Source organism: Aquimarina litoralis (assembly GCF_039523995.1).
GTDB classification, from domain to species: domain Bacteria; phylum Bacteroidota; class Bacteroidia; order Flavobacteriales; family Flavobacteriaceae; genus Aquimarina; species Aquimarina litoralis.
This window is the reverse complement of the sequence record NZ_BAAAGE010000003.1, coordinates 982,990-997,272: the sequence shown is the minus strand read 5'-3', so window position 1 is coordinate 997,272 and position 14,283 is coordinate 982,990. Positions and strand designations below refer to the sequence as shown.

15 protein-coding genes are annotated in these 14,283 nt (G+C 33.9%); 12 read left to right on the top strand and 3 right to left on the bottom strand.

The window, feature by feature from the left end; translation table 11 throughout:
- A complete protein-coding gene (locus ABD077_RS18645; RefSeq protein WP_343913744.1) occupies positions 1-765 on the top strand; it encodes an adenosylcobinamide-GDP ribazoletransferase in 765 nt (254 codons plus the stop codon).
- A complete protein-coding gene (gene cobC / locus ABD077_RS18640; RefSeq protein ID WP_343913743.1) occupies positions 747-1,265 on the top strand; it encodes an alpha-ribazole phosphatase in 519 nt (172 codons plus the stop codon). The genes ABD077_RS18645 and cobC overlap by 19 nt, the downstream gene beginning before the upstream one ends.
- An 11-nt stretch (positions 1,266-1,276) precedes the next feature.
- Here the strand turns inward: cobC and ABD077_RS18635 are convergent, their stop codons facing one another.
- Positions 1,277-1,924, bottom strand: coding sequence for a Dph6-related ATP pyrophosphatase (locus ABD077_RS18635; protein WP_343913742.1), 648 nt, complete (start codon positions 1,922-1,924; stop codon positions 1,277-1,279).
- A gap of 87 nt (positions 1,925-2,011) precedes the next feature.
- Here ABD077_RS18635 and ABD077_RS18630 point away from each other — a divergent pair, with 87 nt between their 5' ends.
- The 10 genes from ABD077_RS18630 to ABD077_RS18585 all read left to right on the top strand — a co-directional run bounded on the left by ABD077_RS18630 (position 2,012) and on the right by ABD077_RS18585 (position 11,319).
- Positions 2,012-3,151, top strand: coding sequence for an ABC transporter substrate-binding protein (locus ABD077_RS18630; RefSeq protein ID WP_343913741.1), 1,140 nt, complete (start codon positions 2,012-2,014; stop codon positions 3,149-3,151).
- Entirely contained in the window at positions 3,152-4,183 is a 1,032-nt protein-coding gene (locus ABD077_RS18625; RefSeq protein ID WP_343913740.1) for a FecCD family ABC transporter permease, read from the top strand.
- Positions 4,184-4,189: 6 nt separating this feature from the next.
- Complete coding sequence (locus tag ABD077_RS18620; RefSeq protein ID WP_343913739.1) at positions 4,190-4,999, top strand: ABC transporter ATP-binding protein; 810 nt, start codon at positions 4,190-4,192, stop codon at positions 4,997-4,999.
- Between the two features lie 148 nt (positions 5,000-5,147).
- Entirely contained in the window at positions 5,148-6,167 is a 1,020-nt protein-coding gene (locus tag ABD077_RS18615) for a hypothetical protein (protein ID WP_343913738.1), read from the top strand.
- A gap of 110 nt (positions 6,168-6,277) precedes the next feature.
- On the top strand, positions 6,278-6,742 hold the full coding sequence (locus ABD077_RS18610) for a DUF5063 domain-containing protein (protein ID WP_343913737.1): 465 nt from the start codon (positions 6,278-6,280) through the stop codon (positions 6,740-6,742).
- A 164-nt stretch (positions 6,743-6,906) separates the two neighbouring features.
- Positions 6,907-8,298, top strand: coding sequence for a DNA recombination protein RmuC (locus ABD077_RS18605; protein WP_343913736.1), 1,392 nt, complete (start codon positions 6,907-6,909; stop codon positions 8,296-8,298).
- A gap of 350 nt (positions 8,299-8,648) precedes the next feature.
- Positions 8,649-9,803: a serine hydrolase domain-containing protein gene (locus ABD077_RS18600; protein ID WP_343913735.1), complete on the top strand. Its 1,155-nt coding sequence runs from the start codon at positions 8,649-8,651 to the stop codon at positions 9,801-9,803.
- 117 nt (positions 9,804-9,920) lie between these two features.
- Entirely contained in the window at positions 9,921-10,289 is a 369-nt protein-coding gene (locus ABD077_RS18595; RefSeq protein ID WP_343913734.1) for a 6-phosphogluconate dehydrogenase, read from the top strand.
- A gap of 9 nt (positions 10,290-10,298) precedes the next feature.
- The gene (locus tag ABD077_RS18590; RefSeq protein ID WP_343913733.1) at positions 10,299-10,841 is read left to right on the top strand and encodes an acyl-CoA thioesterase; all 543 of its coding nucleotides are present in this window, start codon (positions 10,299-10,301) and stop codon (positions 10,839-10,841) included.
- 88 nt (positions 10,842-10,929) lie between these two features.
- Complete coding sequence (locus ABD077_RS18585) at positions 10,930-11,319, top strand: hypothetical protein (RefSeq protein ID WP_343913732.1); 390 nt, start codon at positions 10,930-10,932, stop codon at positions 11,317-11,319.
- Between the two features lie 10 nt (positions 11,320-11,329).
- Here the strand turns inward: ABD077_RS18585 and ilvA are convergent, their stop codons facing one another.
- Together ilvA and ilvC are read right to left on the bottom strand one after the other, a co-directional pair.
- Positions 11,330-12,595: a threonine ammonia-lyase IlvA gene (ilvA, locus tag ABD077_RS18580; RefSeq protein WP_343913731.1), complete on the bottom strand. Its 1,266-nt coding sequence runs from the start codon at positions 12,593-12,595 to the stop codon at positions 11,330-11,332.
- A gap of 112 nt (positions 12,596-12,707) precedes the next feature.
- Positions 12,708-14,183, bottom strand: coding sequence for a ketol-acid reductoisomerase (gene ilvC / locus ABD077_RS18575; RefSeq protein ID WP_343913730.1), 1,476 nt, complete (start codon positions 14,181-14,183; stop codon positions 12,708-12,710).
- Between the last annotated feature and the right edge of the window lie 100 nt (positions 14,184-14,283).

Here is a 14,283-nt window from a genome sequence, read left to right as displayed (position 1 = left end):
ATGAAGAAAGAAATCCATATATTTTTTACAGCTCTGATGTTTTTCACTCGAATTCCATGCCCAAAATGGGTAAATCATGATCCTGAATATTTACGAAAAAGTTCTAAGTATTTCCCCTTAGTAGGAATACTTGTTGGTGGTATTGGAGCTATTGTATTTTATGGTTTTTCTTTGTTGTTTTCTACAGAAATTGCCTTGTTATTATCTATGGTAAGTACCATTTATACAACAGGAGCTTTTCATGAAGACGGTTTTGCTGATGTTTGTGATGGTTTTGGTGGTGGTTGGACCAAAGAAAAGATCCTTCTTATCATGAAAGATTCGCGATTAGGCACCTATGGTACTATTGGAATTCTGCTACTTCTTGCTATTAAATTTTCTGCATTAAGAGAAATTGAAACATCTTATATACCACTAATTTTAATTTCTGGTCATAGTCTCAGTCGTTTTATAGCGACTACTTTAATTTATACACATCCCTATGTTAGAGATACGGAAGATAGCAAAGCAAAACCTGCTGCTAAAAGTATGAGCTTATCGATGTTATTGATTAGTGGATTTTTTGGAATCGTTCCGCTTGTATTTTTCTTTAATCCATTAGTAGGTTTAGCGATTATACCAATGTATTTTTCTAAAATGTTCCTAGCGGCTAAATTTAAAAAATGGATTGGAGGCCAAACAGGAGATTGTGCTGGTGCAGTACAACAATTGAGTGAAGTAATTTTTTATCTAAGTGTTATCGCATTATGGAAATATATCTGGTAAGACATACCACTCCAAACATAGAAAAAGGAATCTGCTACGGGCAAAGTGATCTGGATGTTACCAATAATTTTAACGCTGAAGTGTCAGAAATTCACACGAAACTCCCGCTAAAAGAAATTACAAGAGTCTACAGCAGTCCGCTAAAAAGATGCAAACTACTTGCGGAAAGTTTTTACCTTCCCATAATATTCGATGAGAGACTACAGGAATTAGATTTTGGTGATTGGGAATTAAAAGCTTGGGATGATATCTCTAAAAAAGAACTGAATCCATGGATGGAAGATTTTGTAAATGTTCCTGTTCCCAACGGAGAATCATATGTGATGCTTCAACAAAGAATTCTTGACTTTTATAAAAACCTACCCTCTAATATAGATGAAAAAATAGTCATTGTATCTCATGCAGGCCCTATAAGAGCATTACTTTCTCACTTGCAAAAAATAGCCTTAAAAGATTCTTTTAGTATTAAATTAGAATACGGAGAAGTTGTAAAAATTTAATTAGTATCAATTTATACCAACTCTAACTTGGCAAAATTATAATTAGAAGACGTTTCTCTTTCTACAACTTGTACGTTTAACTTTTTCTTAAAAAGTGGTGCATTAATAACCAAGGTATGATATTCTCCATTTTCGCCACAAGCATCAACTCCTAAAGATTCTAAATCCTGAATAAGTTCTTGATCAATCGTTCTTCCTAAATAATCAAAACCTAGATCATTATTACAAGAAACGATGATCGCTTCAATACCATACGCTATCATATCCAAAACTAATTGTTTTCTGGGCTGTTGCCAGATAGGCAGTATCGCATTTAGGTTTGCCGCATTCGATACTTTTTCTTCCCATTGACGATGTGATTCGATATCAATATCACCAAAAATAGCAGATTGTAAACTGTATTTTTTGGTCAATGATTGTAAATTTTCAATGTACAGACGCTCATAATCCCCCCAACTACTTTCAAAAAAATAAATAGGAAGACTCATCGCATTAGCTTGCGCTTTTAGAATTTCTTTTGGAATTCCATGAGAACGAGATCGATCACCATACTCATTCAATACATTTAATAAAACAGATGGTGAATATCCATCTTTTATTGCCATATGCATCGCATAACAACTATCCTTTCCCCCACTCCAGGAACATAAAAAAGACATATCTAAAAATTAAGTTGTACAAATTAACGGTAATTCTTAGCAGGTTTTCAAAAAATATTTCGAAGTTTGAAAAATATTTAAATTCAAATGAATAAATTTTGTTTTCTCTTACTACCATACCTCCTTTTTATTTCTTGTAAAGAAGAAAAAAAAGAAACTACATCTACTATTGTACCAGAACTTTTTTCCCAACAAGTCTCCTACGCTACTGGATTTACTATAGAAAATAAGGATACCTATAAAGAAATTAAAATTACATCCCCTTGGCCTGATGCAAAAAATGGATTTACCTATATTTTATATCCAAAAGGAACTGAAAAACCAGATGTAAAAGGAAAAGTATCTTACATAAAAATTCCAGTAGAAAAAACCGTAGTTACCTCTACTACAGATATTCCGATGTTAGAGTATTTACAACTGGAAAACAAACTAATCGGCTTTCCACATTGTGATTATATATCATCAGAAAAAACTCGTGCTTTAATAGATAATGGATCTATTCTAGAACTAGGAAATAACGGACATTTAAATACAGAGCTAACTTTAGAACTAGCTCCCGAAATTATCATAGGGTATTCTGCCACCGGAGACACCAAAACGTATGATTTACTAGAAAAAACTGGAATTCCAGTTGTAATGAATGGTTCTTGGATGGAACAACATCCTTTAGGACGAGCCGAATGGATAAAGTTTGTGGCTGCTTTTTATAATAGACAAAAAGAAGCTGATAGCATTTTTAACAAAATAGAACAAGACTATACTAAAGCTACTGCGCTAGCAAAAAACACAGAAAAAAAACCTACAGTTTTATCAGGAAATATGTTTAAAGACGTATGGCATGTTCCCGGAGGAAACAGTTATGTTGCCCAATTTTTAAAAGACGCAAATACCAATTATTTGTGGAAAGACACACAAAAAACTGGGAGTATCGCGCTGAATTTTGAAAGTGTTTTAGAAAAAGCGCAAAACGCAGAGCTTTGGATAGGTTCTGGTTCTTCTAGATCGTTAGAAGAACTAAAAGAAAAGAACAATCGATATACTTTTTTTGAAGCTTTTAAAAATAAAACCGTATATTCTTCTACTCTAAAAACTGGATCCAAAGGTGGATTGATATATTATGAATTAGGACCTATGCGACCGGATTTGATTCTAAAAGATATTATCCAAATAGCACATCCAGAATTATTAAAAGATTACGAACCTTATTTTTTTGAAAAACTAAACTAATTGACCCCAAATAAATCATATAAAGCAGTTTTTCTCATCATAGCTATAGTACTATTGTTATGTTTTATAACAAACATTAGTCTTGGATCTGTACTCATTCCATGGGTAGATACTTTAAAAAGTTTAGTTGGAGGTACTGTAGAAAAAGAATCATGGAAACATATTATAATCGACTATAGACTGCCAAAGGCTATTACTGCGGTTATCGTAGGAAGTGGATTAGGTGTTTCGGGATTATTAATGCAAACCTTATTTAGAAATCCGCTGGCAGGTCCATTTGTATTAGGAATAAGTTCTGGAGCAAGTCTAGGTGTAGCTTTATTGATCTTAGGAAGCACTCTTATTGGTGGAAGTACTGCATTATTTTTGGTATCTAATTGGGGATTGGTGGCAGCAGCGAGTTTGGGAAGTGTTTTGGTACTTTTTCTGGTAATGCTCGTTTCTATTAGAGTAAAAGATACCATGGCTATTCTTATCATCGGATTAATGTTTGGTAGTATTACAGCTGCCATTGTAAGTGTACTTTCATATTTCGCACCTGCTGAACAGTTACAGCGATTTATTTTTTGGGGATTCGGAAGTCTAGGAAATTTATCTTGGACTGATGTTATCATATTTTCTGGAATTATTTTTATTGGGATGATACTGGCAATTTTCTCAATCAAATCACTAAACACATTACTTTTGGGAGAAAATTACGCTCGTAGTCTTGGATTAAATATTAAAAAAAGTCGCTTCTTGATTATTTTGGCTACAGGTTTGTTAGCGGGAAGTATTACAGCCTTTGCAGGACCGATTGCCTTTATAGGATTGGCAGTACCACACCTTACAAGACAACTATTTCATACTTCGGATCATAAAACATTGATACCAGCAGTCATATTAATAGGAAGTATGATTATGTTAATTTGTGATACAGTTTCTCAGTTACCAGGAACCGAATACACATTACCAATCAATGCTATTACTTCTTTGATAGGTGCTCCGATTGTAATTTGGTTATTGGTTAGAAAACGAAAAATGTTATTTTAAGAGCTTATGGAGATAGCATCTGCAGATACCGAAAATAAAAATATCGTTTTACAAACGGAAGGACTTTCTATTGGTTATCGTCATAAGAATAATCTCGAAGTAGTCGCTGCAGATATCAATCTAAAACTATATGAAGGTGAACTTGTAGGCTTGGTTGGTGCCAATGGTATTGGTAAGTCTACACTACTACGTACACTCTCAAAAGTGCAACCCGCGCTAAGAGGAGATGTTTTTTTATCTGACAAAGAAATCAGAACCTACAAAACTTCAGAACTTGCTTCGCAACTAAGCATCGTACTCACAGAACAAATAGCTTCAAAAAATCTCACTGTACAAGAATTAGTAGCTTTGGGCAGACAACCTTATACAAATTGGGTTGGAAAATTACTTGATGAGGATATAGAAAAAATACAAAAAGCGATTGAAGTCACTCATATTACCAAGTTGGTTAACAAAAGATGTTTCGAATTAAGTGACGGACAATTACAAAAAGTACTGATCGCTCGTGCAATCGCCCAAGATACTCCATTTATCATGCTAGATGAGCCTACTACGCATCTAGATGTATATCATAAAGCTTATATTCTGAAACTTTTAAAACGATTAGCCTTCGAAACTCAGAAAACAATCTTGTTTTCGACTCACGAGATCGATTTTGCCATACAGTTATGTGATAAAATGATTGTAATGAATACAGATGGTTTTGAATTTGGAAGACCCAAAGAACTTATCCAATGTAGAGCATTTTCTTCTTTATTTCCAGAAGATCTTATCCTATTTGACCCGAAAACAGGAAGTTACAAAGTACGACATTAATTTAGGGTTTCAAAGACGTAATAATCCCTAAAATCCTTTTAACGATTTAATGTGTTTCTTGCAGAAAAAACGTAGATTTTTTGAGTGCCCAGCGCCCATATTTTAATATGAAAAGTGATACTTTCGGGGCAAAATAAAACCTTACATAATGAACAAAATTTTTAGACTCAAATCATTTATCATGTTATCAGCAATTACCTTATTCATTACTAGTTGTAGTAGTGATAGTAATGATGACATTTTTATCGACCCTACAGACCCTGTTACTTTTGATGGAGAACTTTCTGTTTTCGAAACAGGCACAGACAACAGAACTGTCATGATTGATGGATCTAATGTTTCTGGAAATAATGCACTAGTAAAAGTTGCTTTCAGATCATCAAATCCTATGAGACGTTTATACGTAACTCAAAATGTTTCAGATTTTGGCGCTGAACCCTACAATTTTGCAGTTGGTGGTGTTACCGTTGATGATAAAAAAGATGGTTCTTTAGATTTATCCTCTGATAATTCGGATGAATTTGAATTTGCTATTCCTTTTCCTGTTCCTACAAGTGCTGATAGTAAAATAGTATATACGATATGGGCTACCACAGGACGTGGAGATTTTAGAGATATTTCTAAAAGAAATGCTATAGGCGATACTGCCGTTGGTACTATCACAATTACTGGAAGTGGAACTAGCACTGCTAACGGTATCAAATCATTCACTCAAACAATGTTAGCTGCACCTCTAGGTGATGGTTCTTCTGAAACATTTATATCTCTTTTTAATAATGAAGTATACGTTATAAACGATGGTATAGAGACTGCTGCATTGTGGGATTTTGGATATTATTATGGAGCAACACAAAATGCTTCTTTAGCTTCTACAGCTAACTACCCTACAAATATTATTGATGTTCCTGCGATTTCCGAATTAGATGCTTCGGAACTAAACAATTTTTATATTACTACTTCTTCCATTGACTTTGATGCAGTTACAAGCGCATCAGACCTTAATGGTATCGCAACTCCTACTTCGGAAAGAGTAACAGGTTTATCTGAAGGTGATATATTAGAGTTTGCAGATCAATATGGTAACAAAGGAGTAATTAAAGTGGTAGAAATTTCTGGAACAGATGGCACTGGAGATTTTATCAAAATAGATATTAAAGTACAGATTTAATTATAACACTTATTCTTTTAAATGGCTATTCGTTATTCGGGTAGCCATTTATTTTTTAAACTCAGATTGTTGTATCCAGATAGTTATTTAATTTTGTAATAAATTTTACCTTGGAAAATCTAACAGAATCTATAGATCACATTATAAAGTGGGGCACTACTCCCAAACTTAACATCCCTAATGGAGAACTTGCTCTTAAACAAGCATTAATCTCTTTATATCAAGAATACTTAGCCATAGCAGGTAAAACTCCAGTTGATGAGAAAGACTATCCTGATCCTCCAGATTTTAATTTCGAAAAAATATCGAATACGATTAGATCCAATTTTCCGAAATTAGGTTTCTATCAAATGATCTTAGATCCTTTTGAAATGACAAAACCCGATACCGGATTGGGTGACGCTAATGATGATTTATCAGATATTATCAAAGATCTGATGGAAGTTCAGTGGCGATTTAATAACACTAGTGAACAGGATGCCTTATGGTATTTTGAGTTTATTATGCGTAATCATTCCGAAAGGCATATTGTCAATCTTTTAAAAACTTTAAAAGATTTAGAGGAAGAGTTATAATGTAAATAATTACTTATAATTCACTATCTCTTCTAACTCCTAAATTTTTATCTTTGATCAAATAACACTTGAGTAAATATCACCATGTTGTTATAAGCTTGTTTTTTATCTAGAGACTAGTCTCTAAAAATTAAAATCTCTATCATAGAGTAAATAAAATTCACATGTCAGAATACATATTACTGCTGGTTGCAGTTATTGCCATTATCATTGGTTTTTTTATTGGTAAATACGTTTCATCGCTTAAGAACAAGAGCGATCAGAGTGCCCTTAATGAGCGTAGTAATCAATTGCAATTACAACTAGAAGAAACTAAAAAAACAGCTACGCAGCAGTTAGAACTTACCAAACAACAGCAACAAGTTCAAAAAGAAGCCTTAGAAAAGCAGCTTTTAGAAATTGGTAAAGAACGTGATGAAATCCGAAGAGAAAAAGAATTTTTAAATACTGAACTTACCCGACGTAATACCGAATTTGAAAACCTACAGCTCAAAAATCAAGAACAAAAAGGAGAAGTAGAAAAGCTACAAGAAAAGTTTACCAAAGAGTTCGAAAACCTTGCAAACAAAATATTAGATGAGAAATCTAATAAGTTTACAGAGCAGAATAAAGAAAACATCAAAAACATCTTAAATCCGCTACAGGAAAAGATCAATACTTTCGAGAAAAAAGTAGAGCAAACACATAAAGAAAGTATCGACTACCATGCAGCTTTACGCCAACAAATATTAGGTCTAAAGGATCTTAATGAACAAATGAGTAAAGAGGCGACCAATCTTACCAAAGCCTTAAAGGGTGATAGTAAGATGCAGGGAAATTGGGGAGAATTGGTACTAGAACGAGTTTTAGAAAAATCTGGATTAGAAAAAGACCGAGAGTATTTTGTACAACAAAGCTTTACTACAGCAGAAGGACAGCGAGTATTACCAGATGTGGTAATTCATCTACCGGATAATAAAAAAATGATCATTGACTCTAAAGTGACATTGACTGCCTATGAGCGTTATGTAAATGAAGATGATGAAACTATCAGAAATACGTATTTAAAAGAACATATTACCTCTTTAAAACGTCATATTGATCAACTTGCCGAAAAAAATTATCAAGATCTTTATGATATCGAATCCCCTGATTTTGTATTACTTTTTGTACCTATTGAACCAGCATTTGCTATCGCCATCAATGGAGATAACAAATTATACAATCAGGCGTTTGAAAAGAATATCGTTATTGTTACTCCTTCTACCCTACTAGCTACTCTTCGTACTATTGATACTATGTGGAATAACGAGAAACAACAACGTAATGCTATAGAAATTGCAAGACAGGCTGGAGCGCTTTATGATAAGTTTGAAGGACTTATGAAAGATCTTACTGGAGTAGGCAAAAAGATTGATGATGCCAAAAAAGACTATGCATCCGCAATGAATAAATTAGTAGAAGGAAGAGGTAACTTGATCACTAGTGTTGAAAAACTTAAAAAGATGGGAGCTAAAGCTAAAAAATCATTACCAGAAGCAATTATCAAAAGAGCTTCCGAAGACAATGAAATTTAATTAAAAATGATAGATTCAAATACCACTCAGGTGATGATACAATTATTAATGGGCTTAGTATATGCTATTCCTTCCTTACTATTTATCATCATAAGCATTTACTATTTATTAAAAATGGGTTCGCAAATAGACGGGACTCTAATTTTAATTGGAAACGTCATTACATTCTTATGTGTTATTATTGGACAAATCGTATTTATACAATTTGCTTTTTATGAAAAATGGCAACACACAGGCTATTCATATATATCTACTGGAATTAGTATATTTTCTTTTATAGGACGTGTAGTCTTTGCTGTCGGTGTATTTCTGCTTATTAAAAAAATGATCAAACAAAAGAATTCGAACTCATGAAAAGTAAAAAAACACACATCTTTACATTTCTTTTTGGGTTTATTGTTAATCTTGGGATATCGCAAGAATTATATTTCCCAGAGAGAGGAAATTGGGAAGAAAAAAGTCCTTCAGAATTTAATATAAATTCAGCTAAACTAAATGAAGCCATCGCTTATGCAGAAGCAAATGAGTATTCTGGATCTAAAGATTTACGTATTACCATCTTAAAAGGTTTTGAACGTGAACCTTATCATCAAATACTTGGACCAACCAAAAAGAGAGGCGGGCCTGCTGGTCTGATTTTAAAAGACGGATATATTATTGCCAAATGGGGAGCTATTGATCGTGTAGATATGACATTTAGTGTAACCAAAAGTTACCTGTCCACAATCGCAGGCTTAGCTATAGATTCAAAACTAATCGGCTCTGTTGATGATTTTACCTATACGTATGTATGGGATCATACGTTTGATGGAGCTCATAATAAAAAAATAAGTTGGCGACATCTATTAACACAATCATCTGACTGGTCTGGGCAGTTATGGGGCGGATATGATTGGGCAGATCGTCCTTCAAATACTGGAGGTATAGATGATTGGAAACACAGAAAGCTAAATGATCCAGGAACCGTATTTGAATACAATGATGTTAGAGTTAATGTATTAGCCTACTCCTTACTTAATGTTTGGCGCAAGCCGTTACCCCAAATCCTTAAACAACATATCATGGATCCAATTGGAGCATCTTCCACTTGGAGATGGTATGGATATGACAATTCATGGGTAACTATAGATGGTATGCAGATGCAATCTGTAAGCGGTGGTGGTCATTCTGGTGGTGGTTTATTTATTAATACATTAGATCATGCACGTTTTGGATTACTATTTATGAATAATGGGGTTTGGAAAGACAAGCAATTGATTTCTAAAAAATGGATACAAGCAGCAATACAACCTTCTAGTGCCAATAACAATTACGGATTTATGTGGTGGTTAAATAAAAAAGGAAGTCGCCATTGGCAAGGATTACCAGAACACCTGTATTATGCCGCTGGTTTCGGAGGTAATTTTATAGTTATTGATCAAGAACAAAACCTTGTCATTGTAACTAGATGGTTGGAACCCAAGTATATTGATGAATTTGTAACTAAAGTTTACGAATCATTTTAAGAAAAAATCCATCTATATTTGTAAGAACTTAAAACCTATGCAAATAGTTACTTTTACATCATTTTCAAAAAGATAAAGTACCTTTAATAACCACTGAATTCTGGAAATTCGATATAAATGAAAAAAATTCTTTTAATTATTATTGCCGCCATTGTAGTACTTTTTGCTGCATGGTTTGCCTCGGTTTATTATGCAACTTATAGCGAAGGTGTGCGAAGTGGAGAACTGATTAAATTTAGCAATAAAGGTGTTTTATTTAAAACTTGGGAAGGAGAAATAAGCCAAGGAATATCTGGCGCACAAATATTCAGTTTTTCGGTAGAGGATCAAAATAAAGAAGTCATCAAAAAACTAGAAGAATACCAAGGGCGATATGTAAAACTAAAGTATAAGGAACGTTTTGCTAAGGTCTCGTGGTTAGGAGACTCTAAATACTTTGTGATCGATGTAGAAGAAGAAGAATCACCACATTTTAGAAATAAATAGTAATTGTACATGAAGAAATATAAAGCAGGAAAAGAATCCAGAGTAGTGATCTCAGAGTTGATGCTACCTTCGCATTCCAATTTTAGTGGTAAAATTCATGGTGGGTATATTCTTTCTTTAATGGATCAGATTGCCTTTGCTTGTGGATCAAAACATTCTGAAGCGTATTGTGTAACAGCCAGTGTAGATAAGGTAGACTTTAGAAAACCTATCGAAGTTGGAGAGTTAGTTACTATGAAAGCCTCTATAAATCATGTGGGCACTACCTCTATGGTGGTTGGTGTTCGTGTGGAAGCAGAAAATATTATGACTGGTAAAGTAAAACATTGTAATTCTAGCTACTTTACCATGGTTGCAAAAAATGACGAAGGAAAAAGTATTACGGTCCCTGGATTGATTTTGGAAAACGAGACCGCAGTACGTCGTTTTGTTAGAAGTATTATCAGAAAAGAAGATGCAAGTGCACGAAGAGACCGATTTAAAGCTTCTGAATTTAGATTAGAAGATCATATACAATTGTTAAAAGAATACAATATACAATTAGCATTATAATTTATTCTAGAAGTCTGCGTTAGTGCTATCAGAGAATACCATAATGTACTCTTAAGAATTTTGCTATATTTAAGAAAAATTGAAAACTATGAAATCCCCAACTTTACTATTACTGTGCGCATTTACGATGATTCTAATAGGTTGTAGCAGTAGTGATGATGGAACTACTGAACCAGATGTAGTTATCGATCCAGATCCGATTCCAGAACAAACTTCTACCTATATAGGTCATGTAAAAAATATTATAGATTCCAATTGTTTAGAGTGCCATGGATCCCCATTACAAAATTCGGCACCAATGGAATTAGTTACCTTTCAGCAAGTAGTAAATGCAGTAAATGACAGAAACTTATTTAGTTTTATAAACACCACAAATGCTTTTAATGTAATGCCACCTTCGGATGAAGGAGGAAGAATGCCACAAGCAACCATCAATATAGTTGAAGATTGGATTGCAGATGGGCTTTTAGAACAATAGTCCTATTTTACTATACTAGAAATTGAAATAGATCTGGCTTATCGTTAAGATAATCTCCAAAGAAATTATGCTCTTTCATTCTTGCAATTAGAGGTTGAAGATCCTTTTTATCTTTAAGTTCTATTCCTACTACTGCAGGACCATTTTCTCTACTTGATTTTTTGGAGTATTCGAAATGAGTGATATCATCATTAGGACCTAATATTTCTCCAACGAACTGTTTTAAGGCACCAGCTCTTTGCGGAAAACGAACTATAAAATAGTGTTTCAAATCTGCATATAACAATGCTCGTTCCTTAATCTCCGCAGTTCGAGTAATATCATTATTACTTCCACTTACAATACACACTACATTTTTACCTTTGATTTTATCTTTATAAGTTTCTAAAGCAGCTAAAGTAAGAGCGGCTGCAGGTTCTACTACGATTGCATCCCTATTATACAAATCCAAAATTGTTTGACATACCAATCCTTCAGGAACAGTAATCATATCTGACAAATAAGATTTACATATATCAAAATTTAAATCTCCAACCTTTTGCACTGCAGCACCATCAATAAACTTATCAATATCTACGATCTCAGTATTTTTATTTTCTCGAATAGATGTCAACATGGAAGGAGCTCCTTTAGGCTCTACTCCAATAATTTTTGTTTTAGGTGATAGCGCTTTCATAGCACCACATAAGCCAGATGCCAATCCACCTCCTCCAACGGCCACAAAAATGTAATCAATAGGATGATCTACCTGCTTAAAAATTTCCAAACCAATAGTTCCTTGACCTTCTATAGTTTTAGGATCATCAAAAGGATGTACAAACGTCTTCCCTTGTGTTTTACAAATATTTCTTGCTGCTTTGGAAGCATCATCAAAAGTATCACCTTCTAAAACTATTTTCACCTGATCTCCACCAAACATCTGTGTCTGTTCAATCTTTTGTTTTGGTGTTACAGATGGCATATAAATGGTTCCCTCGATGCCTAAATGATGACAAGCAAAAGCAACACCTTGTGCGTGATTACCAGCGCTAGCACATACAACTCCTTTAACCAATTGCTCTTTGGTTAATGAACTAATTTTATTAAAAGCTCCTCTAATTTTATAAGACCGTACCCTTTGTAGATCTTCTCTTTTTAATAAAATATTGGCATCATATTTCTTTGAGTATCGTATACTATTCATTAGGGGCGTAACCATAGAGACCTCCTTAATAGTGGAGGCCGCTTTTTGGATATCTTCTAATTCCGGAAAATATGTGGTTACTTCAGTATCCATATTCATTATTTACATAGGAATAATTCATCTGCCAGTCTGAGTCCATCAAAGATTACACAATACACATCTCAAAAAAACTTCAACAGACCCAGCTAGACAAATAAACTTTATATTATACTATTGGCTTCATCGCAGTCATCGAAGCTCTTAGTCTAGAACCTACAACTTCAATTGGATGATTTCTCAAAGCAGTATTTACTTCTATTAACTTAGCATTATCTACACCGTTGTTTTTATCAGCATCAAAAGCCTTTCCTATAACATCAGTGTCAATCTTTTTCATGAAATCTGCTAATAAAGGCTTACATGCATGATCAAATAAATAGCATCCATACTCAGCTGTATCAGAAATCACTCTATTCATTTCAAATAATTTCTTACGAGCAATAGTATTGGCTATTAATGGGGTTTCATGTAGAGACTCATAATAAGCAGACTCTTCAATAATACCAGAAGAAGTCATGGCTTCAAAAGCTAACTCTACTCCTGCTCTTACCATAGCTACCATCAATACTCCATTATCGTAATATTCTTGTTCAGAGATCTCAACATCTCCAGCTGGTGTTTTTTCAAAAGCTGTTTCTCCTGTCTCTGCTCTCCATGACAATAGGTTTTTATCTCCATTTGCCCAATCTTCCATCATTGTTTTAGAAAAATGACCTCCAATGATATCATCCATATGTTTTTGGAATAACGGACGCATAATATCTTTTAACTCTTCTGAAAGTTCAAATGCTTTTATTTTTGAAGGATTTGATAGTCTATCCATCATATTGGTAATTCCACCATATTTTAACCCTTCGGTAATAGTTTCCCAACCATATTGAATCAATTTTGAAGCATATCCTGGATCAATTCCCTTTTCAACCATCTTATCAAAACAAAGAATAGATCCCGTTTGTAAAAGTCCACATAAAATGGTTTGTTCTCCCATTAAATCAGACTTTACTTCAGCTACAAATGATGATTCTAAGACTCCTGCTCTATCGCCACCTGTTCCTACTGCATATGCTTTTGCTTGATCTAAACCATGTCCTTGCGGATCATTCTCAGGATGTACCGCAATTAAGGTAGGTACTCCAAACCCTCTTTTATATTCTTCTCTTACCTCAGAACCAGGACATTTTGGTGCTACCATAATCACCGTTAGATCTTCTCTAACCTTCATTCCCTCTTCTACAATGTTAAATCCATGAGAATACGACAATGTAGCTCCTTCTTTCATCAAAGGCATTACTGTATTTACTACTTGGGTATGTTGCTTATCCGGTGTAAGGTTAATTACCATATCTGCATTAGGCACTAATTCTTCATAAGTTCCTACTGTAAATCCATTCTCTGTAGCATTTTTGTAAGACTGTCTTTGCTCTTTAATAGCTGCTTCTCTCAGTGTATACGAAATATCTAAACCAGAATCTCTCATATTCAATCCTTGATTCAGTCCTTGTGCTCCACATCCCACAATTACTATTTTCTTTCCTTTTAATGCATTTACTCCATCTGTAAACTCAGAAGAGTCCATAAATCTACACTTACCTAATTGTGTTAATTGATCTCTTAATGATAGCGTATTAAAATAATTTGCCATTTCCTTCTTAATTTGTGGTTACTTCCGCTCTCACGGAAATCTATTTAATTTTGATTTTTAGTTGTTTTATTTTTTGTGTGTATTCCGCCTGAGGCGGATC

Excerpts from the sequence above, each read along its gene's own strand:
- ABD077_RS18645 (WP_343913744.1), top strand. The coding sequence starts at position 1 with ATGAAGAAAGAAATCCATATATTTTTTACAGCTCTGATGTTTTTCACT.
- cobC (WP_343913743.1), top strand. The coding sequence starts at position 747 with ATGGAAATATATCTGGTAAGACATACCACTCCAAACATAGAAAAAGGA.
- ABD077_RS18635 (WP_343913742.1), bottom strand. The coding sequence starts at position 1,924 with ATGTCTTTTTTATGTTCCTGGAGTGGGGGAAAGGATAGTTGTTATGCG.
- ABD077_RS18630 (WP_343913741.1), top strand. The coding sequence starts at position 2,012 with ATGAATAAATTTTGTTTTCTCTTACTACCATACCTCCTTTTTATTTCT.
- ABD077_RS18620 (WP_343913739.1), top strand. The coding sequence starts at position 4,190 with ATGGAGATAGCATCTGCAGATACCGAAAATAAAAATATCGTTTTACAA.
- ABD077_RS18615 (WP_343913738.1), top strand. The coding sequence starts at position 5,148 with ATGAACAAAATTTTTAGACTCAAATCATTTATCATGTTATCAGCAATT.
- ABD077_RS18605 (WP_343913736.1), top strand. The coding sequence starts at position 6,907 with ATGTCAGAATACATATTACTGCTGGTTGCAGTTATTGCCATTATCATT.
- ABD077_RS18600 (WP_343913735.1), top strand. The coding sequence starts at position 8,649 with ATGAAAAGTAAAAAAACACACATCTTTACATTTCTTTTTGGGTTTATT.
- ABD077_RS18595 (WP_343913734.1), top strand. The coding sequence starts at position 9,921 with ATGAAAAAAATTCTTTTAATTATTATTGCCGCCATTGTAGTACTTTTT.
- ABD077_RS18590 (WP_343913733.1), top strand. The coding sequence starts at position 10,299 with ATGAAGAAATATAAAGCAGGAAAAGAATCCAGAGTAGTGATCTCAGAG.
- ABD077_RS18585 (WP_343913732.1), top strand. The coding sequence starts at position 10,930 with ATGAAATCCCCAACTTTACTATTACTGTGCGCATTTACGATGATTCTA.
- ilvA (WP_343913731.1), bottom strand. The coding sequence starts at position 12,595 with ATGGATACTGAAGTAACCACATATTTTCCGGAATTAGAAGATATCCAA.
- ilvC (WP_343913730.1), bottom strand. The coding sequence starts at position 14,183 with ATGGCAAATTATTTTAATACGCTATCATTAAGAGATCAATTAACACAA.